Origin of the sequence: Flavobacterium filum DSM 17961 (assembly GCF_000425465.1) — a bacterium.
In the GTDB taxonomy this organism is placed as follows: Bacteria; Bacteroidota; Bacteroidia; order Flavobacteriales; family Flavobacteriaceae; genus Flavobacterium; species Flavobacterium filum.
In genome coordinates, this window is record NZ_AUDM01000025.1 from 1 (window position 1) to 25,049 (window position 25,049).

Sequence of the window (25,049 nt, forward strand, 5' to 3'; positions counted from 1 at the left end):
GATTTATCATCACAAAAAATCGGAGAACGTTATCCAGCAGGCGTATACAATGCAATTGTTACCCAAGGAGACGAAACCCGCGTAATTCGTGTGGTAAAGCGATAAACAATAAACAAAGGTACTGAGGTACTGAGGCACTAAGGTACTGAGTTAACAACAATAGAAACTCCTCAAGAAATTGAGGAGTTTTTTTATCGATTAAAGGTAATTTTCACAAGGTAAACTACTGTAGATGAGAATTTTGTCGAGTATAATTGTAACTGAACGATTTAAAAACTTTTCTCATTTGTTTCATACTAAATTTGTTGTAATCATTTCCAAAATACCACACAACCCTGAAATGAACGTTTCCAAAAAAAGATTAGTAACAAAATGCACTAAATATGGAAACAAGAAAATTACAATTACATTGGCTTATTATTTTAAAAGCCTTTTTGCTGGTATCTGTCCTTTCATTTGGACAGGTAAACATGACCTCTACCGGGAGTTATAGTCAAAATTTTAATAGTTTGGCAACTTCTGGAAACAATAACTTTACCAATAATTCTACATTAGCATCATGGTATATTCAAAGGGAGAACAATAATGCCACTCCGAATGTTTATACGGGAAGTAATGGAAGCTCTGGAACCGGCTCATTCTATAGTTTTGGATCAACTGGAAATAGTGAAAGGGCTTTAGGAGCTGTAAATAGTAATGGAACGGAAGACGTTGCAATAGGTTTGTTGTTAAGAAACACTTCCGGTTTGACTATTTCTTCTATAACTGTTTCGTATTCTTTAGAGCAATGGAGAAAAGGAGGTGATACTTCACAAGGACTTACATTTAGTTATCAAACTTCTTCATCCATAATATCAAACTTATCACCAAATACTGATATGGGTTGGACGAGTGTGTCTGGTTTAAATCTTAATGGTCCGGTTAGTTCCGGGTCAGATGATGTAAGCTTAAATGGTAACACAAATAGTGTTAGTGTAAATAATGTTACACTCACAGGATTAAACTTAGCAAATGGTCAATATATCATGCTTAAATGGCGTGACATTAATCACGGTGGTAATGATCATGGTTTGGCAATAGATGATGTCACAGTTAATTATACTGTACCTTCATTTTTGGTATTGAATGATATTACAACCAACAACAATTCTGCAAATCCATATACAACAAATCAACAAGTGGGTTCAAACTTGACTGCATCAGGAATTGGGAGAGGTTCGGGAATTACTAATGCTAATAGAGACGGAGCTTATAGTGCAACAAATTGGACAACAAGTAATTCGCTTAATTCTTCAGATTATTATGAATTTCAAATCACTCCAAATGTTGGGTATCAATTAAGTTTTGAAAGTTTTGATTATGAAGGACAAAGAAGAAATTCAAATGCACCGGAAGATTTCTCTTTTCGTTCTAGTTTATCAAATTTTGCTAGTTCGATAGGTACCAATTATACAACAACAAGTACAAATGCTCATAATAGAAGCATTGATTTGTCTTCTGCCACATATCAAAACATTCAAGAGACTATTACCTTTAGATTATATGGGTATGATGCCGGAGGTAGTACAGGTGAGTTCAGTATAAATAATTTCTTGTTTTTAGGTACAATATCAATGATACCCCCAACAGTTTCTTCAACAAATCCTTCAGCTATCTGTAATAATGCAGCTGGAGTTGTTGTAATCGATGGGAATAACTTGATTCATGTTAATTCTGTTACAGTGGGAGGTACAGCTGTAACAATTACGGCTCAATCCAACACTCAAATAACAGTAAATGTTCCTCAAGGAGTTTCAGGGCAATTAGTTGTAACAAATGCAGCTGGAAGTGCCAATGGTGCAATAATAACGCTATTAAACGCCGTAACCTATTATGCAGATGCTGACGGTGATGGTTTTGGTGATCCTTTAGTTTCAGTGTCAAACTGTACAGGGCAACCAATTGGTTTTGTGACTAATAATTTAGATTGTGATGATACAATTACGTATTACACTGATACTGATGGAGATGGTTTTGGAGTTTTGCCAAAATTAGCCTGTGGAACGGTAACAAATGATTCAGATTGTGATGACACAATTACATATTATACTGATACTGATGGAGATGGTTTTGGAGTTTTGCCAAAATTGGCTTGCGGAACGGTAACGAATGATTCAGATTGTGATGATGCAATTACATATTATACCGATACTGATGGAGATGGTTTTGGAGTTTTGCCAAAATTGGCCTGCGGAACGGTAACGAATGATTTAGATTGTGATGATAATTTACTTTTGTATGAAGATTTAGATGGAGATGGTTTTGGGTCGTTAATTCTTGTGGGTTGTATAGGTGTAACAAATACTTTAGATACTAACGACAATGTTTTGACCTATATTGATGCTGATAATGATGGATATGGAAGTAATGAATTAGCACCAAGTGGAGTTACTAATAACACTGATTGTAACGATAATAATGATTCAATAAATCCAGGAGCTATTGAAATTTGTTTTGATGGTATTGATCAGAATTGTAATAATGATTTTAATGATGGTTGTCCAATTGTATTTGCTCAATTAAGAAATGATAATTGTGGTATAACATTAAATTCTATAACACAATCACTTCGTGGGGACTTGTTTTCAACATCAATCCCACAAGGAGCGATATTGAATGGATACAGATTTAGATTAACAAACACAAACACAAATGCTGTTCGTGTTGTTGATAGACCTAACTATATATTTCAAATTTCTTCAACTGATATTGCTCAATACGGAACAGTATATAACGTAGAAGTAGCGATTCGGTTAAATGATGAGTGGATGCCTTATGGAGGGGTATGTTCTGTTGTAACACCAGATGTACCTAGTACTGTTATCGCAAGTTCGTCTTGTGGCTCAACTTTAGTTCAAATGAATAACATTATTAGAGCAGTTGTTGTTCCTTCAGCGGTTAATTATGAATATGAAGTTTCGCTTATCGAAGGAGGAATTCCGGTAGAAACAACCATTTTAACCAGACCTGGTGCTTCATTAAATTTAATGCAATTGACAGGAATCTCATTAAAATTTGGGGCAGAATATCAAATAAGAGTAAAAGTAGAAGTGCCTACTGCTATAGGATTACAATGGTCAACAAATTATGGAGCCCCTTGTTCAGTTTACAGTCCAATTGCTCCTGAATCACAAATAGAAGGATGTGATTCTGAATCCGGTGTAAATCCATCTTCTTTGAATACGGTTATTTATGCTACACCTGTTGCGGGTGCAACTCTGTACCGTTTTACATTGAGTGATGATAATGGATATTTTCAACAGTATACAAGTTCATCCAGAACGTTTCGATTGAGTAATTTTAATAGTCTTTCTTCTTTAACTCTTGGAAGCAGTTATTCAATTGTTACTGAGGCTCTGGTATTTGGTTATTATTATCCAGGTAAAGATTGTAACATTACAGTACCGGGAACATTAACAAGAAATGGCAATACTAAAGAAAGTGAAGTTGTTAATGATAATCAAGAAGTGGCTATTCAAAATAATACGTCATTTAATGCAATTGTTTATCCAAATCCAACATCAGACTATTTTAAGTTTGAAATTCAATCTGATATAACTAAAGTAGATATCTCCTTCTATGATATTTCCGGCAGATTAATCGATACATTTAATGGTCAACTAAGTGATATTAATCAAAAGCAACTAGGGCAACAGTTTCCTTCAGGAGTATATACAGCCGTAGTTTCAAATGGAAATGAAATAAAAATAATCAGAATAGTGAAACAATAAATTTTAACAAATAACAACAAAACCTCTGAATTTTCGGAGGTTTTGTGTTGTTAATCTTTTTAATGATAACTTAATCAAATTTAATTTAACATTTTATTATGGTTACTTACATTTGTTTCGTTAAAAAATAAAATATGAAATTAAAAGCCCCCTTTAATTTTATTGGTATAATAATTCTTTTCTTTTCCGTGTCTTCTGTTTATGCTGATGCTGTATTAACTTGTTACAGAGATTTTGATGGTGACGGTTATGGAAATCCTGCTCAACCGTTGTCCTATTCAGGTACAATACCAGTAGGATATGTTTTAAATGCTAATGATTGTGATGATACCAATCCATTGGTTTATCCTGGTGCTCCAGAAGTATGTTATGATTTAATTGATAATAATTGTAATGGTGAGATTAGTGAATCGTGTGCCCAATTAACTACGCAAATCAGACCAATTCATTGCAATACAATACTGCCGGCATTAAATTACCAGTTTAGGGCATCATCAATTTCTGTATATCAATTGCCAACAGGAGTTGTAGTGAATGCGTATCGATTTAAGATTAAAAATTTAACCACAAATCAAACCGATATTGTTCAAAAAAGTTTACCCATTATTCAATTAGTGGAATCATCTGTGGCTATGTATGATTGTGCTTTTCAAGTGGAAGTAGCCATACAGTTAAATAATGAGTGGATGCCTTATGGTGCATCTTGTATAGTTTTTTCTCCACCTGTACCCGGTACAGTAATGGATGAGGATTCCTGCAACTTACAGGTTCCTCACATGAATTCAATTATCAGAGCTATTCCGGTTCCTTTAGCAACGCGTTATGAATTTGAGGTTTCATTAATAGAAGGTGGAATTCCAATTGAAACAGTTACTTTAATAAAAACGGGAGCTTCTCTAAATCTATTGCTCGTTGATGGAATATCAAAAAAATTTAGTGCGGAGTATAGAATTAGAGTCAAAGCAGAAGGATTAACGGCAAGTGGATTGGTTTGGTCATCATCATACGGACCACCGTGTTCCGTTTTTTCTCCACATCCGCCAGAAGTTTGGATTGAGGGCTGCGGTGAAGAAGCAGGATTACACCCCGCTAGTCTTACTACTGTAATTTATGCTAAATATGTTGGAGGTGTAACCAATTATAGATATACACTTTCTCACGAAGACGGTTATTCACAAACAATAACGTCAACAGCTAGAACTTTTAGGCTGTCAAATTTTAACCAATTATCACCTTTAACAACTGGAGCAACTTATTCTTTAGCTGTTGAGTCTATGATTTACGGGTTTTATTATTATGGTAAAGACTGCAATGTAAAAGTTCCGGGTGGTAGTGTGTTGAAAGAAAATTTAAGTATATCGGAACGTTCTGAAGACAAATATCTTATTTATCCTAATCCAAGTGATTCCTTTTTTACCATTCAAACTAATCTTGAAAATAGCAAACAAACAATAAAAAAGTTGTCGATAGAAGCGTATGATAATTTTGGAAGAATGATTGAAAAGAAAGAAGTTGAAAATGCTGAAAGACTTATTTATTTTGGTGAAAACTTATCATCTGGTGTTTATTATTTAAAAATAAATGACGGAAATAGAACTTGGTTCGATAAGGTAATTAAAAGATAATCATAATTGTAAGTATTTTAATAATTAAACTCAAATTTTAAGCATTTTATCGATTTTATCTACATTTTAACGAATTTCATAAAAATTAAAAGGTAAATAATTTCAGTTCAATTCTTTTGCATTAATTTTAGCATGGAAAAAAGTGATTTTTAAATAGTTATCCCCTAATTAACCTACATAAAAAATTGGAATGAAAAAAATAATACTAAGTCTGTTTAATAAAATAAAACCGTCAAATTTTACATTGATGGTTCTTCTTTTTTTTATTTTTCAATTAAAAAGTATTGCTCAGATATCTGCTTATAGTTTTAGTGAATCATTAGAAACCTATTCGGAAATATCCGGTGGAACAGTTGCCTATGCCTCTCCATGGGATAATCACGTTGCCGGTGCTGCAGTTTCTGCAAATTTTGGATTTAATTTTGAGTATAATAGCTCCGTGTTTACTTCGTGCTTTATTAGCCCTAATGGTTTTATTACTTTTGGAGCTGTACAGCCGGCAAATAATAATTATGCTCCTTTGAGTAACGCTTCTGCATATAATGGAGCCGTTAGTGCATTGGGTACAGATTTAATTTCAAATACTGATGCAATTACGTACAATACTATTGGTACAGCTCCAAACAGAGTTTTTGTGGTACAATGGAAAAATGCAGTACGTAAATTAGAGACAGGAGTATTCAATTTTCAAATTAGATTGTACGAAACATCTAATGAAATTGAGTTGCGTTATGGTTTTTGTTTTCCGGATAATACTACTGTAATTACAGCTCAAGTTGGTTTAAGAGGGCCTAACAATACTTTTTTGTCTAATGTTAATAATCGTTTACAAGCTGGAGTAAATATAAATAACGTTTGGTTTCTAAAAACTACTTTAGGTACGGCTAATTCAAGTACGGTAAGAACAAGTCAAGCCGAATATCCAGATAACGGATTGGTATATCGTTACAGTGTTCCACCGGCTTGTACAACTCCTACCGGAAGTCCTTCCTCTTTAGTAATTGGAGGAACATCCGTTACAACAACAGCTTTCACGGGAAATAGTTTTACTCCTACAACACCTTCATCAGTGCGTTATTTAGTTTTAAGAAGTACAATTAATACCCCGCCGGATGCTACTTTAATACCTAATGGAACATATTGGGGTGCCGGAAATATTATTGGAGGAACATACAATGTTATTAGTACTTCTAACGCAAGCAATTTTGTTCAAACCGGTTTAACAAACAATACTACTTATTATTATTGGGTTATTCCATATGATGGGGATTGTCTTGGTGGTCCTCTCTATAATTTTACCAATATGATTTCAGGAAGTCAAACAACTTGTATTCCTGCCACTACTTTATTAGCTACTTCTGCTATTAATGGAAATGGATTTACCATTAATTTTAATGCAGTACCGGGAGCTACAAACTATCAAATTGATGTTTCCACTAACAATACTTTTACAGCTATTTTACCTGCTTATAATAATGTGTTAACGGGAGGATCAACAAGTTTTACCGTGACCGATTTACCCCCTTTAACAACCTATTATTTTAGAGTTAGAGCGGTTGGATTAGGTTGTAACATCAACAGCTCCACAGGAATTGTTGCTTTACCTTGTGGATATTACTTTGTTCCATATAATCAAAATTTTGATACTACAGCTGTAAATGCAATACCTAATTGTACAGCAACTGTTGATGATAATACAGACGGTACTTCATGGAGAGTGCAAGCTATTAATCCTGCTTCTGCACCAAGAGCACTATATTTAAATAAAAACACAACCGTAGCAATGGATGACTGGTTTTTCTTACCCGGTTTAAAATTGGATGGTGGAACTGCTTATCGGTTGTTTTTTAGATATAATTCTACTGCAACAGGTGGTCTATCTGAACGATTAAGAGTTAGATTAGGTAATGGACAATCGGTTGCACAAATGAGTATTACCATATTAGATTTACCAAATATTACGAATACTATATATCAGTCGGCTTTTGTAGATTTTACACCAGTAACAAATGGGGTGTATTACTTAGGATTTCAAGGATATAGTGCCGCCAATCAGAGCTATTTGGTTTTAGATGACATTAGTGTTACCGTAGCTCCAACATGTTTTGAACCTGAAAATTTGAATTTAACCGCTGTTGGAACAACTACTGCTACTATTGGATTTGATGTTCCTTCAACAGAACCTTCTCAAGGCTATCAATATTATTTATCAACTTCAGATGTTGCTCCAACAGTTGCAACTGTCCCAACAGGTTCCGTGCCTTTTGGTTCAAATGCTATCTCTTTGAGTGGTTTAACTTCTTCAACTTCATATTATATCTGGGTTAGAGGAAATTGTGGGGGCACAGATGTAAGTATTTGGACTTTTATTTTTGCTTTTAGTACAGAATGTAATCCACCAGTATTTACAACGGTTACTCCCGCAAATAGATGTGGAAATGGTACCGTAAATTTAGTAGCTATTCCTAATTCAGGTTCTGTAACGCAATGGTATGATGCAGCCGTTGGGGGTAATTTATTGTTCACCGGTTCAACTTTTACAACCCCTTCTTTAACAGCAAATACAACATATTATGCTCAAGCTAAAGCAGCCGGTGGAAATGTTTCTGCAGGACCTAGAACACCCAATGCAATAGCAGGAAATAAAGCATTAGTAACAACCCCATCAGCTGTATTTATTTCAATAACGGAAGAAACACAGTTATTAGGCGTTGATATTTTTCCTCTATCTTCCGGTCAAAGTGGGTTGATGGTAATTAGAAATGCTTTAAATGTAGCTGTGGCTTCTATCCCTTTTACTACTTCTGTCGTAGGAGGAAATACTCCTCAAACCATTCCTGTTAACTATAATTTTACTCCCGGAAATTATTCGGTAAGCTTAACAACCGTTCCAACCTCCGGTTTGATTGGAAATGCTGATAATATCGCTTATCCATATACAAGTTCTGTAGCTTCAATTATAGGAAACAATTTTGATAATTCATTTTTTATTTTCTTTTATAATTGGCGATTTACAACCACTTGTTTGTCTGCTATGACACCTGTTACAGCAACAATTACTCCTCCACCAAGTTTAAATTTAAGTGCTAGTTCTGCTGTAATTTGTAGCGGAGAAAGTACAGCTGTGATAAATGTAGTTGGAGCAGGTTCGTTTAACACTTTTACGTGGTCTCCGGCAACCGGTGTATCCGGTTCAGTTGGAACCGGCTATACATTCAATCCTACAGAAACAACCATTTATACGCTTACAGCTAGTCAAACATCAGGTGCTTTTTGTTCAGCTAATACATCAATAACGGTTACTGTAAATCCTTCACCTCCAAGTATTACAATTTTACCGGGAGATGTAACCATTTGTGAAGGTACAATACAACCTTTAACCGCTACCTTTGGTGCATCAGCTGCTGTTAATATCGTTAATGAAAATTTCGAAGGAGCAAGCGGATGGACAGTCACCAATACTTCTGTAGGTGGAAATGTGGCTAACGCTGCATGGACTTTACGAAATAGTACTTACAGTTATACAAGTGGTACTTGGACTTTTAATGCTAGCAGTAACGACGCCTCTCAATTTTATATGGCAAATTCCGATGCTCAAGGTTCTCCTAGTAGTAATTTAACAAGAACAACTTTAGAATCACCAACATTCAGTTTAGACGGTTATTCTTCTGCTGGTATCAATTTTTGGCATTATTTAAGATGGATTACTGGAAATAAAGCTCATGTTGAAATTTCTATTGATAATGGAGCAACTTGGACACTTGTTGGAGCTTATACCGGAATTCAAGGTGGTGCCTCTAACTTTGTAAACCGAATTATTGATATTTCTCCTTATGTAGGCAACAGTTTTGTGAAAATAAGATTTTTGTTTGAAGCTACTTGGGATTATGGTTGGGCAATTGATAATGTTCGGGTGTTTGGTGTTGTAGCTACAGCCGTAAACTGGTCGCCAATAACCGATTTATATACTGATGCAGCTGCTACCATTCCTTATACAGGTACTCCAACTTCATCCGTTTTTGCTAAACCAACTGTTACTAGAACATACGATGCAATTGTAACAACAATTGATGGTTGTGATTCTCAGTCGTCTGTAACTATTACCGTTGATGCTCAGCCAATTGCAGGTACGCTTAATGGCAACCAAACTTTGTGTGCAGGATCAGCTGTTGCAAATTTAGATTTAGTTGGTAGCTTTGGCCCAATTATTCGTTGGGAATATGCCGATGATTTAGCTTTTACGGTTAATGTTACTCCAATCGCATTCACCGGAACTTCCCTAAGTTCAGTTGAAATGGGTGTTTTTTCCAATACAAGATATTTTAGAGCTGTTCTCGCAAACGGAGTATGTCCAATAGTTTATTCTAATGTTGCTGCTGTTGAATATCCTACCACTATTTGGAATGGCTCAACGTGGTCTAATGGTTTACCCGATGCAACCAAACGAGCAATTTTTATGGGGAATTATACTTCCACAGGAAATGTAACCGCTTGTTCCTTAGAAGTGCAATCCGGAAATGTAACCATTCAAAGTGGTCATGCATTAATTATTACCAATAATGTAAATGTGACCGGTCCGGTGGCTACCACAAGTTTGGTTTTTCAAAATGATGCTTCTTTAATTCAAATTAATGATGTTGTCAATACAGGAAATATTCAATATTATCGTGAAGCCAACCCTATGATAAGAAATGATTACTCTTATTGGTCATCTCCGGTAGCCAATCAAGTATTGAATGTTTTTTCTCCATTAACCAATCCAAATCGTTATTATATTTTTGATAATACTATTTACAATTGGTTGTCTGTGCCGGGTGCTTCAACAATGGTGCCGGGTAGAGGATACATCATTAGAGCTCCTAGTAATTATAGCACAACTGTACCAACTGTTTTTAACGGTTTGTTTTCCGGTGTGCCAAACAATGGAAATGTCGATTCTACCGTTGTTGTAAATGGTCTTGGTAACCGTAATTTACTTGGTAATCCTTATCCAAGTGCCATTCATGCAGATTTATTGGCAGATGCTTATCCAACTATTTTACAAGGTAGTTTCTATTTCTGGACACATAATACACCAATAACAAATAATGTTTACACCGAAAATGATTATGCCGTATATAATCAAACCGGTGGAACTGCCGCTGCAATTAATTCAGGAATAAATAATGGCATTCCTTCCGGTTATATTGCCGCAGGTCAAGGTTTCTTTGTACAAGGTTTAAGCTCAGGCACAATTACTTTTGCAAATACAATGAGGGTAATTGGCAATAATGCTGATTTCTTTAGACCGGATGGAAATAAAATAGAAGAAAGTACGATTTCCAAAAATAGAATTTGGTTAAATTTAACCAATGCTGCAGGGGCTTTTAAACAACAATTGGTTGGTTATATTCAAGGGGCAACTAATGCGGTAGATAACCGATTTGATGCCGATGCTGTTGAAGCCGGAAATTCTGTTAATTTTTATTCTATCGTAAATAATACCAAATTAAGTATACAAGGTAGAAGCTTACCTTTCTTACCAACTGATACTGTTCCGCTTGGATTTAGAGTTACGCAAGAAGGTAACTATCAAATTTCGATTTCCCAATTCGATGGCCTTTTTGCCAACGGTCAACAAATTTATTTAGAAGATACATTGCTTCAAATCACACATAATTTGAGCAATAGTAGTTATGCTTTTTCAACAGCTTCCGGTTCGTTTGAAGATCGATTCATTCTTAAATTTGAAGAAGGAAGCTTAAGTATTAATGACCCTCAAGCATCAATTTTTCAAGTAATTAAATTTGATAGAACCATTCAGGTGCAAAGCAGTGCTTTAAATCAATTAAATGAAGTAAAATTATTTGATTTGAACGGGCGTTTATTAGCCACAAAATCAAACATTCTTCAGGCTTCAGTTACTTTTGAAAACTTGTCGTTTGCAAATCAAGTGATTTTAGTACAAAGCAAACTGGAAAACGGAAGTATAGTAACCCGAAAAGTAGTTTTTTAATAAAAATATACACTTCTAAAAAAAGGATTATTGCATGTGCAGTAATCCTTTTTTGTTTTAATAGGCAATTTATTTACAACTGTATTCTTAAAAATATCCACTAATCGGTAGTGTTTTTTATCCAAAACTAAAAATTCTGATAACTAACGATGACTTTATCGGTTTTTTTTACTTTCTATCGAAACGTTAATTGAATATTTTTCAAAAACAATAGCTTTGAAATTCATTTACGAAACAATAACATTTATTGCGAAAACATATCGCATAATTGTTATAAATTTAACAAAACATTTTTGTATTGTTAAAAAATAGTAAATCATGATGTTTGTTTTTGATATAAAAAATGTACATTTGTTGTTACAACCATTAAAAAACAAGCCGTTTGACGCTGATTATGAAGTAAATATGTTGCTAAATATCAGAAAAATCAAACGCTGTTTTAAAATAAATGTTATTTGTCGATAAAAGATGTTTTTTGTCGATGTTTTTTCTTTTTGAGAAAGAAATCAAAATGGCAGTTATTGATGAAATTATTTTTTAAAAACTGAATTTCCAAAATAAAAAACTATGAATTCAACTTTACTAACCTACTCAAACAAAAAAACAAATCGTGCATTTACCAAATGGTTGGTAATGCTGCTGATGATTTTTAGCTTTTCTGCCGGAATGGCTCAGGTAGCTTCTTATACTCAGGAGCAATTGCCGCTTCCTTCGTATACCAATTTGCCTGCTACCAAAACGGTAATTCATGGTGGTACATGGGATGATCCGGCTCCTGCCAGTATTCCAATTGGTTTTACGTTCAATTTTAATGGAACAAATTATACTTCATTATTTGTATCTGCCAACGGGTTTGTAACATTTGGTTCAGCAGCTGCGGCCGGAAACTATGTGCCAATCAGTACAGGTGGCGGATATGATGGAGCCATTGCGGCTTATGCTGTGAATTTAAGTGTGGGTTCAACTGTACCCGGAACTCCACAGCCCAATTCAGTTTCTTATGAATTAGTAGGGTCAGCTCCAAACCGTGAATTAATTATTGAATGGAGGCTTTTTAGAAGAGCTGCTACGGATACCGGAAATACAATGAACATGCAAATTCATTTGTTTGAAACCTCTAACGTTGTTGAAATTCATTATGATGAAATGCCTGCCGTGCCTAACGTTGGTACTTCAACAAATGGTCAAGTTGGTTTAAGAGGTGCTTCGAATGGAGATTATAATAATTTATGGCATGCTGCATCTACTGTTGCAACACGTCCTTGGCCAATTGCACCAAGTGTAATTCCACCCGGTGATACTAATGCAAGAGCTATTAGAATTACTGCCGGAACAACTCAAATCATTACAGCTGCTGCCAATCGTCTTTTCCGTTGGACACCAAATTTTTGTAATGCTCCAAGTGGTTTAGCCATGAGTAATGTGTTAATATCTACCGCAACGTTAAGTTATTCAATACCATCACCAACGCCTAACAATTTTCAATATGAAATTAGAACTGCTGGAGCTCCGGGCACAGCTTTAGGACCAAATGATGTAAGCGGTTCAACAATAGATGGTACCGTAAATTCAATTAATATAACCGGTTTAACACCCGGAACAACTTATACAGCTTATATTCGTTCGTTTTGCGGAGGTTCAAATTACAGTGGTTGGGTGTCTGTTGGACCGTTTACAACCTTGTGTTCAGCAGCTGCAATTCCTTATTTCTTGTATTTTGATACTGCAACCATTCCTAATTTACCGGCATGTACCTCACGTCAAAATCTAAGTGCAGGAAATTTATGGACAACGGTAAATTCCGATGGAGATTCTGGTATTTTTGATGAACATTTAATTTACACGCAAAGTGGTACACAAGCCGCTAATGTGTGGTTCTATACACAAGGGGTTACCTTGGTAGCCGGCACAACCTATGAGTTGTCCTATTTATATGGTGGGTCAAGCGTACCTTCTACGGTTACCAACAGAATGGAAGTAAAATATGGTTTATCGCCAACTAATGGCGGAATGTCATTGCCATTAGCCAATCATACCAATATTAAAGGTTCACCTTCTAATAACACGGTATTGTTTACCGCTCCAACTTCTGATGTATATTATTTCGGATTTAGAGCCTATTCACTTGCTGCACAAGGAAAATTGTTCTTAGATGATATTCAAATTATAGAGTCATCTTGTCAAACGCCAATTTCACTTGCTGTTGATGTTCCTTCAATTGCATCAACATCGGCTACTGTTACTTGGTCAATTCCTAATCCGCCGCCGGCACCAAATCAACCCTCAGGTTATCAATATTATGTAACTACGGTTAATCCGCAAGTAAACATGGGTTCCAATTTAATAGCAGGGCAGTCGTATACAATTACTTCAGTAGGCTCATTTGATTTTACAACTGTTGGTGCTTCATCAAACACGGTTGGTAATTCTTTTGTGGCTACACCGGCAGCGGTAACAGCCGGTTCGTTTGTAGTTGGGCAGTCGTATACAATAAATTCGTTGGGTACAACAAACTTTACTTTAGTTGGGGCTACTGCTAATGCAATCGGTGTGCAGTTTATTGCCACTGCTGCAGGTTCAGGAACCGGTAATGCTTTACCATTATTAGTGCCAACTTCGGGTACAGGTACTGTTGTAAGTAATTTAAATGTAAATACAACACCATCTGGTGCAACCGGAGCTGGAGTAACGGTAGCCAGTTTATCTGGTTTAGCCAATAACACTACCTATTATGTATATGTACGTTCAATTTGTTCAATTGGAATATTTTCACAATGGACACCGTATGTTACTTTTACAACATTAAACGTTCCACCATATTGTATTCCATCGAGTGCTTCCGGAACAACATTTATCAATAACTTTACCACTACAGGTGGTATTACCAATATTGCCAATATTTCCGGTTTTGCTTTACCAACAGGATATATTGATTATACAACTACTTCACAAGAAGTTACTCAAGCACCTGGTCAAAGTGTTACTTTTAATTTATCAATGACTACACCAATCAATGCTGGAGTTGCTATTTGGGTAGATTGGGGCAATCCTCCGGGTGTTGTAGGAACCTTTGAAACGGCAGAAAGAGTTTATAATTCAGCGGCTTATGTTACTGGTGCTACAGGAACAATTACTGTACCACCGGGAACACCAACTGGAGTTTATCGTATGAGAGTAATGGTCGATTATTGGGCAACTAGTCCATCGCCATGTGTTATCAATACATTATTTGGAGACCAACAAGGAGAAGTGGAAGATTACAACTTTAGAGTTGTGCCACCACCACCGGCTCTTACTTTATCTTCTATAACAAGTGCTCAATGTGCCAACACTAACTCGCCTTTAGTAACGTTAACTGCTGGAGGACCTCCAACATATAATACGTATACATGGTCTCCGGCAACAGGAGTTTCAGGAAGTGCAGCGGCTGGTTATACCTTTAATAATACAACAACTACAGTTTATACGCTTACTGCTGTACAAACAGTAGCACCATTCAGTTTAAATACGGTTAAATATACGTATCAAGCAACACCAGCTCCAACTGCAGTAACGGTTTTACCGGCAACACCATCGATTTGTCAATCAGGTCCGGCGGAATTATTGACTGCTTCTGGAGGAACTGTCTTTAATAGTGTAGCGTTAAATGAAAATTTTGAAGGCGGTGCTCCAACTTGGACAAGAACAAATCTATCAACCGGTGGTAGCGTTGTAAATGCAGCTTGGACCGATAGAGCAAGTGGATATAATGTGAGTGCTCAAACATTAGTGAGTAATGATAACTCTACTTTTGTAATGTCGAATTCAGATGCACAAGGAATCGGTACAACAACGAGTACACAATTAACGTCTCCTGTGTTTAGTTTAGCCAACTATACCGATGCCAATTTAGTATTTTATCATTATTTTAGAGCGTATATCAATGGTACAGCCGTTGTAGAAATTTCTACTAATGGTGGTGGTACATGGACAACACTTCAAACTTGGTCAACTATAAATCAAGGAACAGCTAGTGCGTTTGCTTTGGTAAATATTAATTTGAATGCTTATATCAATCAAACCAATTTACGTCTTCGTTTTAATTATAACGGGAACTGGGCTTGGTGGTGGGCTATTGATAATGTAACAGTACAAGGAACCCGTTTAGGTCAAATTGTATGGAATACAACACCTCCTACAGTTGGAACAAACTTTGTAACACCAATTCCGGGATTGTTTACAGATGCGGCGGCAACAACACCTTATACATTAAATACAGTTTCTAATACTGTGTATGCATTGCCAAGTGCAGCAGTTACCTTTACGGCTAGTACTAACGTGGCGGGATGTAGTACTTCTGCCAATGTACCGGTTACATTAATTCCGGTGGTTGCAGGAACAGTTAGTGGTACACAAGCCAATTGTGATACTTCAGCCTTCACTAATTTAACTTTAGCTGGACATTCTGGAACTATTGTACGTTGGGAATATGCTGATAATGCGGCATTTACCATTGGTGTAACACCTATCGCAAATACTACAACTACACTTACTCCGGCTGAGTTTGGAACGTTTTCAACTGTACGTTATTTTAGAGCGGTAGTAGGTAATGGTGTATGTAATACGGTTAATTCTAATGTTGTTTCTGTAACATTTACTAATACCATTTTAACGGGTACAAATACGTGGAGTAACGGTTTACCGGCAATCAATAAAAAAGTAATAATTGCTGGAAATTATACTGCAACGGCTGACTTTGCTGCTTGTTCTATTCAGGTTTTAACAGGAGCAACTTTAACAATAAATTCAGGTGTTACGGTTACCGTACAAAATGAGTTTGTAGTGGATGGACCTTCATTACCCAATACAGTTGTATTTCAAAATGGTTCTACTTTGTTGCAAAATACTGATGCAACCAACAGCGGTTCAATTCGTTATATAAGAAATTCTTCACCAATTATTCAATATGATTATACGTATTGGTCAAGTCCTGTTGCAAATCAAGTGTTAAGTGCATTTTCTCCCAACACAAACGCAAATCGTTTTTATGTTTTTGATCATACAGTAACAAATTATCAATGGTTAACAGTGAGTAATGCATCAGTAATGACTACAGCAAAAGGATATATTATTAGAGCTCCAAACACAATCAGTACAACCGTACCTGCACCATGGGCAGGAGAATTTTATGGTGTGCCAAATAATGGACCATATTCTATGAATGTTGTATTGAGTGGAAATGGTGACCGTAATTTATTAGGTAATCCATATCCAAGTGCTATTTTTGCAAATGATTTATATAATGAAAATAGTTCTGTATTAAATGGGAACTTCTATTTCTGGACACACAACACACCAATCACAGCTAACAATTATAATGCGAATGATTATGCATCGTATAATGGAGTTGGTGGAGTAGGTACTGCGGCTCCAACAACTGGGGTTAACACGTCTATACCTAGTGGTAATATAGGGGCCGGTCAAGGTTTCTTTGTTGGTGCTGCTGCATCTGGAACAGTTAACTTTAACAACACTATTCGTGTGTATGGTAATAATAACCAATTTTATCGTTCAGGTGGTATTAAAGTTGAAACAGAAAGCGTTGAAAAGCATCGTTTGTGGATCAACTTGATTAATAATCAAGGAGCATATAAACAAACTTTAATTGGGTATATACAAGGTGCAACCAATGAGAGAGATCAACGTTTTGATGCAGACTTAACAGAAGCAGGAAATTCAGTAAGTATTTATTCACTGTTAAATCAAGATAAATTGACTATTCAAGGACGTGCTCTTCCCTTCCAAGTTACAGATGTTATTCCGATGGGAGTAAGAACAACTTTAGCAGGTGAATATACTATCCAATTAGAAAATTTTGACGGGTTGTTTGTTCAAGGTCAAAATGTTTATTTAGAAGATAAATTGTTAGGCATCGTTCATGATTTAAAACAAGGAGATTATACGTTCTCTACAACCGGAGGAACAATCAATGATCGTTTTGAAATACAATTTGAAGAAGGAGCTTTGTCAGTTAACAATCCTAAAGACCTTTCCAATGCAATTATAGTGTATAAAAACAATGAAATAATCTTTGTTAATGCTGGTAATGAAATCATGACTGAGGTTAAATTATTTGATGCTAGAGGAAGATTAATCACAACAAAATCAAATATTCAAACTTCTGAGGTTCAGTTTGATGGATTACAAGTAGCCAATCAGCTACTTTTAATTCAAATTACAACCGAAAATGGTGAAAAAGTGACTAAAAAAATAGCTTACTAAAATAAAGAAATAAAATGCAAAAACCCTTGAGAAATCAAGGGTTTTTCTTTTTTTATGCAGTATGTTAATTATTAATGTTAAAAAATAGAACTGCATTTTATCGATTTTATTAACTTTTCAACGATTTGCTAATTTTAGCTTAACATCGTATTAACATATTTAGTATATTCACTAACTTAATTTTAAACCAATTTTTTAATTTATGATGAATAATTACATTCCTTTGGGTACACGTTTGGGGACGTGGCTCAAAACGAGAGAACCGGACGGACATTCGTCTTTCTCTTCTTCAAAAAAGCGATCATATGGATTATGGCTCGCTCAATTGTGGTTGTTCGTAGCTGTGCTTTTCTTTAATGATGTCTCGGCACAGTTCACTTACACACAAAATTTTAATACTAACAACGGAAGTTTTACGGGTGACTTTACGAGGTTTACCGGTGCAACTGCATGTGGAGGTACCGGTGGTGCAATGAGACGGAATATCTATTCTGGAGCAACCACAGGACAATTAATCTCTCCAACAGTAGGTACTTCAACTGGGGGTGCTACAACAGTAACTTTTGATTATAAAGTGGCCAACTGGAGTGCCAATACCGCTGGGACAGGTGCTGGATGGGGTTCATTTAATGTTCAATATGGTATGTCAGCAACAGGACCATGGACAACTGTATTTACAGTGAATGGCTCAAATCATGTCACTTCCGGCAGCTGTGCTACATTTACTACTCCTTCTTTTAATCCTCCGGCAGGTTCGTTATTTATACGTTTTTCTGCTACTTTTGGAACTTCAGGAGATTATTTTTTAAATTTTGATAATGTTTCTGTAACTCAATTAGCTCCACCATCATGTGAAGGCCAACCTAATGCGGGTACTGTTTCAGCAAACATTGCTTCAGGTTGTTCAGGACAAACATTGTCATTATCATCAACTGGATTATCAGTTGGTTTAGGAATTTCTTATCAATGGCAATCTTCACCTGATGCTTCAGATTGGACAAATATTTCTGGTGCAAATAGCACATCTTATTCAACGTCTGCAACTGCTGGTTTAACGTATTACAGAGTAGTTACTACATGTAGTGGTAGTGGTCAGTCAAACGAAAGTAATGCAGTTGCGTTTAATGGTTTAAGTTGTGGTTCTATTAATATTCCAGCTACTGGTTCTGCCAACGTTAGTTGTGGTTCGAGTACTTTGATTTATGATAACGGTGGACCAAGTGGTCAATACACTAACAACAACAATGGATTTATTGTTTTAGAAAACTCTGGAACAGGTGTAATCACTTTATCTGGTTCAATTCTAGGCTTTGAAACATGTTGTGATGGTTTAAGAGTTTACAGTGGTGTTGGTACAGGTGGTACGTTATTGGCAACAATTACGGCAACCGGATCAATTACTCCTATTGTATCTGCTCCAGGTCAAGCATTAACGGTTCAGTTATTTTCTGATGTTTCTGCTGTGTTTGATGGTGTTGCTTTGCAAGCTGTTTATTCTGGAGTTTGTGCTTCATGTTCAGGAGCTCCAAGTAATTTATTAGCTGCTTTTTCAAGTACAACTGATGCTAATTTATCATGGAATGCGGCAATACCAGTTCCAGCAGATGGATATGAATGGGCGGTAACAACTTCTGCAACTCCACCGGTTTCAGGAACTTTAACTACAGGTTTAACAGCTAGTATCGGTTCTTTAGCTCCGGCAACTCCTTATTATTTACACGTTCGTTCAGTATGTGACGAAGGTGTTGATTATAGTTCTTGGAGTACTTCAAGTGCTTTTACAGCACCAACAGTAACATCTGTTCCATGGACAGAAGGTTTTGCTACAACAACCTTACCAACTCAATGGTCAAATAATGGATTTGTTGTAGGGTCTTCTACTGGTGCAGGTGGAAATCCAGGAAATACAATATATAAAAATTTATATAGTTCTTTCCCATCAGGAGATTTTAGTACTCCTAATTTAGGAACTATAGCCGCTAATCAATTGTTGTCTTTTGATTATCGTTTAGCTAATTTTTCTTCACCTTATGATCCACCCGCTGCTGGTTCAGGAAATTATCAAGTTCAAATTTCTACGAATTATGGAGCAACATATACTACTTTAGAAACAGTAGTTAATGACGGTGTAGCAGGTTGGAGAACTAAATCGTATAGTTTAGCAGCTTACGCAGGTCAAGATGTTAGAGTAAGAATTATTGGAACATGGATTTCTGGTGATTATTATTTGGCATTTGATAATTTTGCCGTAACTGCTTTGTGCGAGGGAACACCTAATGGTGGAACTGTGAGTGTAACTTCTCAATCAGTTTGTCCTTCTTTCCCAGTGGCACCTATCACCGTAACAGGAGCTTCAATTGATGCTGGGATTACATATCAATGGGAACAATCTACTGATGGCGGTACCTCTTGGGGTAATGCTGTGGGAGGTACCGGTGCAACAACCTTAACTTACCAACCACCTGTTTATGCAGGAACAGTAATTTTATACCGTTTAAAAGTAACGTGTACAAACTCATCTGAAGAGGCTTTTTCAACTACATCTGAAATTAATGGTAATCCAAGAGCGGTTCCTTTTACGGAAACTTTCTCTGATTTAGCAACATTAACCGGATGGAGTACTTCAGGATTCAGTGTTGGTGCACTTAGAGGTGCTACAGGAAATCCTGGTAATAATGCGTTAGCTAATTTATGGGCCTCTGCAACTACTGCTCAATTAACTACAGCAAGTTATGGAACAATAACAGCTGGTCAAGCGTTAATGTTTGATTATAAATTATCAAATTATGCTTCTCCTTATGATGCTCCTGCAGCAGATTCAGGTAGTTTTGAAGTATTTGTGAGTACAAACTGTGGTGTGTCATATACATCTTTAGGCGTTACAACAAATGACGGAGTAGCGGGTTATAGATCAAAAGTATATTCTTTAGCTCCATATGTTGGGCAAGAAGTAATGGTGAGAATTTTAGGAACATGGGTGTCTGGTGATTATGATTTATCTATTGATAATTTATCAATCATGGTACCTCCTCCAACAATCACATCTTTTGATCCGATTTCTGTATGTGAAGACAGTGAAGCAACTATTACACTTACCGGTAATTATTTTAGTAATGCTTCAAGTGTAACAATTGGATCTACTGAAACAGTATTTAATGTTGTTAATCCAACAACAATTACTTTTACTGTTCCAATTGGTGCAACTACTGGTTTAGTTTATGTAACTACACCTGGAGGAACAGCTGTTTCTTCTGCTAACTTAACAGTTTATACTTATCCTGTAAATAATCCAATTACAGGTCCGGATGATAAAGTTTGTAGCAATGGTACATTACAATTAACTCCTGGTGGAGCTGGTTCAGATTGGTCTTCTTCAAACGAAGCTGTAGCTACTGTTGATGAAAATGGTTTAGTGAGTGGAGTTTCTGCTGGTACAGCCGTAATTTCATTCTCTATAACTGACTTCGGTTGTACAACCACTCAAGATTATACTGTAACGGTATATGAGCAAGTTGTTATTACAACTCAACCACCTTCAACTAAATCAATCCAAACCGGAACAACTTCAACAGTTTCTGTTGCAGCAACTGGTGATGGTTTATCATATCAATGGTATTATTATTCATTTGATGCAGATGACTATGTAGAAGTTGAAAACGGAGATAATTTCTCTGGAGTGGATACCGATACATTATCAATAATTGACACTCCTGAAGAATTTGATGGATACGAGTTTTACTGTATTGTATCTGGAACTTCACCATGTGAAGCTGTACAATCTTCAAGTGTTGTTATTTCTGTTGGAAATACGGCAATTACTACAGATGTTGCTAATCAATCACTTTGTGATGGTGGTTCAGCAACGTTTTCAGTTGAAACTTCAGGTGATGTAGATACTTACACTTGGTATGAAAATGCTGGTTTAGGATTTGTTCCTGTTTCTACTTCAACGAGTGGATTGACTTATTCAGGTGACGGTACAAATTCTCTTACTATTAGTGGTATAACAACTGCAAATAACAACTACACTTATTTCGTAGTAGTTGAAGGCCCTGCAAATTCTGTGAATTCTTCTGTTGGAGTATTAACAGTTGGGGCATCAGTTGGTGTTTCATCTCAGCCTGTAAACACTTCATCATGTTATTCAGGAGGTTCTACTAGTTTTGTAGTAGAAGCAAGCGGAACACCAAGTTCTATTTCTTGGGTATATTCTACTTCTGCTAGTGGTCCATTTAGTCCAGTTGTAAATAATACTCCAACAGGTGTTACCTATAATACAACTGTATCTGGAACATTAGGTATAACAACTGCGTCCAATACACCAGTAAACACCTATTACTATCAAGCAATTGTAAATGGAGTTGCTCCATGTACAAATGCCGAATCAAATGTAGTTTCTTTAACAATTGATAATCCAACCATTTCAACTCAGCCAACTGCTGGTAGCGTTTTAAGAGGTTCTTCAAGAACATTTACGGTTGCTAGTTCAACACCTGGTGCTACCTATCAATGGCAAAGAGCTGCTGTAGTTGGTGGACCATATACTAATGTTGTGGATAATACGCCAGCTGGAATTACTTATTCCGGTGCTGATTCAGCTACGTTAACTGTAACAACTTCTGGTGCTGCAGCTACTGGAGGAGGTAATTTCTATCGTGCTGTTGTTTCTTCACCTTCAACTTGTTCTGTAAACTCAAATGGTGTAGCATTAACTATTTTTGATTACTGTGCAATTCCAACTGCAACAAGTACTGCGTCATTTTTCAATGCTTTCACTACTACAGGTGGTTTAACAAATATCAATAATACAGCTTCTGGTTTCTCTACAGGAGGTTATGGTAATTTTACAGCTCAATCAGCTTCTCAATACCAAAATTCAGCTGTAAGTTTCACAACTCAATTAACAGGAACAACAGTAGGTGTTGCAATTTGGGTGGATTGGAACCAAGATGGTACTTTCCAAACAACTGAGCGTGTTTATAATACAGGTTCTTATGTTTCAACTGCATCAGGTTCATTTACAGTTCCTGGAACTGCATTGTTGGGAGCTACAAGAATGCGTATTGCTATGGATTTTAATGCAACAAGCCCTGCTGCTTGTCCTGCTACCGGTGGTAGAAGAGAAATTGAGGATTATACCTTTATTGTAGTTCAACAACCTGCTTGTGAAGGTACACCTGCTGCTGCAACTGTAGTTTCTTCAGTTGCAAATGTTTGTTTCTCAGGAACATCTACTTTAACAGCCAGTGGATTCTCTACTGCTGAGACAGGTTTATCATACCAATGGTATAATACTTCTGGTGCTATTTCAGGTGCTAATAGTGCTACATATACTACACCGGTATTAACCGCTCCTGAAACATATTATTTCAGAGTTACTTGTGCTAATAGTGGATTGTTTGAAGATTCTAATAGCGTAACAATAGGTGTAAACGAACCTGCTGTTGTTTCTACAACTCCAGGTGAGCGTTGTGGAACGGGTACAGTTGATTTATCAGCTGAAGGTTCATTAGGTACTACCTTAAATTGGTTTACAGCTCCAACAGGAGGTCAACCAATCTTTACAGGTTCTACATTTACAACGCCTGTTTTAAATACAACTACAACCTATTATGTTGCTGCTTCAATTGGTTCTTCAGTTGAGTCTGCCGGTAAAGCATCTTCATCAGGTGCAGATGGTAGCTTTGTATCAACAAATTATGGTATTGTATTTACTGCAACCAATGCATTAACAATCAATTCTGCAGTTATTTATCCGGTTGGTACTGGTACAGTAACAGTTGCCCTTTATAACTCTGCTGGTACAGAATTATTATCAACTGCTGCTATTTCGGTAACAGGTACTGGAATAGCTACTCCGGTTACTTTACCGTTAAACTTTGCAGTTGCTCCTGGTACAGGATATAGATTGTTAGTTAAAGCTTCAACTGGTATTACCGGTTTAATCAGAGACTTTACAAATACGTTCCCTTACAATTCAGCCAATATGTCTGTAACAGGTGGTTGGACAGGTTCTTCTAGTACAGCTTACTACTTCTTCTACAACATGCAAGTAGCTACAGGATGTACTTCTAACAGAACGGCAGTTACTGCAACTGTAACAGCTCCACCTGCATTAACATTAAGTGGTGCTTCAACAGCAATTTGTAATGGTGAAACTTCTTCTTCTGTAACTGTAACATCAAATGTTGCTGACTATGATACATATACATGGTCTCCAAGTGAAGGTGTAAATGGTGATGCTACTAACGGATTTACATTTAATCCAACAGCTACCACTAATTATGTTCTAACTGCAACAAATTCAGTTACAGGTTGTGCTAATACAGCTCCTTACTCAGTAACAGTTAATGCGTTACCTTTAGCATACACTATTTTACCTGCAAACCCTGCGGTATGTTCTGAAAATGGTACAGCTGTGTTATTGTCAACATCATTGCCAACACCAGGTTCAGTAACCATTCCATTCGGAACAAATCTTCAATCAGAAGGTACTAACCCTGCTGTTTATCCTGCTACTATTAGTGGAATTCCTGCAGGTGCAACTATTTCTTCTGTTCAATTGCAGTTTACGAATGTTAATGCAATCAATGGTTCATATAGAAGTGAGATTAGAGTAGCTTTAACAGGTGCTCACACATTAGCGGCTACACAAATTTCAACTTTAGCTTCAGGTGGTTTAATTTCACCAAATCCAACTGTTAATGTAACAGGATTTACGGCTACTAGTGGTACAATTAATCTTGTTTTAACTGAAACATTTAATGATGGAGGTGCTGATGCTGGAATTATTGATGCAACCTTTGGTTCTGCTCAGTTAGTAATTAACTTCACAGCTCCTTCTGTTACAACAACTTGGGCTCCTACAACAGGATTATATACAGATGCTGCTGCAACTGTAGCTTATACTGGTGGTAATGCTGCTTCTGTTTACGCAAAACCAACGGTTGAAACAACGTATACATCTACTGTAACTACAGCAATTGGAAGCTGTGTAAGAACTGCTACTACAACAGTAGGAATTACACCAGCCACTCCTTGGTATGCTGATACAGATAGTGATGGTTTTGGAAATAGCGAAGTTATTTTCATGGCTTGTTCACAACCGGTAGGTTACGTAGCTGTAGGTGGCGATTGCAATGACAACAATTCAAGCATCAACCCAGGAGCGACAGAAATCTGCTACGATGGAATTGATCAGAACTGTAATGGTAGTACAACCGATGGTTGTCCTGTAATCTTAGCTCGTTTACGTAATGACAATTGCGGAGCAACGCTAACAGCGATTAATCAAGCTTTGAGAGGAGATTTCTTCTCATCAAGCATTCCAAATGGAGTGGCGTTAAATGGATACCGCTTCAGAGTAACCAATATGACAACCAATGTTGTTCGTGTAGT

5 protein-coding genes are annotated in these 25,049 nt (G+C 36.5%); all 5 read left to right on the plus strand.

Annotated elements, in window-relative coordinates; genetic code table 11:
* Window positions 1-383: 383 nt before the first annotated feature.
* Window positions 384-3,770 (plus strand): T9SS type A sorting domain-containing protein, encoded by a 3,387-nt coding sequence (locus H601_RS0112290; RefSeq protein ID WP_026711791.1) that lies wholly within the window; start codon window positions 384-386, stop codon window positions 3,768-3,770.
* A 134-nt stretch (window positions 3,771-3,904) separates the two neighbouring features.
* Window positions 3,905-5,395: a T9SS type A sorting domain-containing protein gene (locus tag H601_RS0112295; RefSeq protein ID WP_026711792.1), complete on the plus strand. Its 1,491-nt coding sequence runs from the start codon at window positions 3,905-3,907 to the stop codon at window positions 5,393-5,395.
* Window positions 5,396-5,642: 247 nt separating this feature from the next.
* On the plus strand, window positions 5,643-11,390 hold the full coding sequence (locus tag H601_RS16195; protein WP_026711793.1) for an Ig-like domain-containing protein: 5,748 nt from the start codon (window positions 5,643-5,645) through the stop codon (window positions 11,388-11,390).
* Between the two features lie 567 nt (window positions 11,391-11,957).
* Window positions 11,958-17,651 (plus strand): T9SS sorting signal type C domain-containing protein, encoded by a 5,694-nt coding sequence (locus tag H601_RS16200; protein ID WP_026711794.1) that lies wholly within the window; start codon window positions 11,958-11,960, stop codon window positions 17,649-17,651.
* A 202-nt stretch (window positions 17,652-17,853) separates the two neighbouring features.
* Window positions 17,854-25,049 (plus strand): Ig-like domain-containing protein (locus tag H601_RS15720; RefSeq protein ID WP_035655950.1); only part of this gene is annotated, 7,196 nt, incomplete at its 3' end.

What these genes read in the sequence shown, in the direction of transcription:
- H601_RS0112290 (WP_026711791.1), top strand. Translation starts at nt 384, where the DNA reads ATGGAAACAAGAAAATTACAATTACATTGGCTTATTATTTTAAAAGCC.
- H601_RS16195 (WP_026711793.1), top strand. Translation starts at nt 5,643, where the DNA reads ATGGTTCTTCTTTTTTTTATTTTTCAATTAAAAAGTATTGCTCAGATA.
- H601_RS0112295 (WP_026711792.1), top strand. Translation starts at nt 3,905, where the DNA reads ATGAAATTAAAAGCCCCCTTTAATTTTATTGGTATAATAATTCTTTTC.
- H601_RS16200 (WP_026711794.1), top strand. Translation starts at nt 11,958, where the DNA reads ATGAATTCAACTTTACTAACCTACTCAAACAAAAAAACAAATCGTGCA.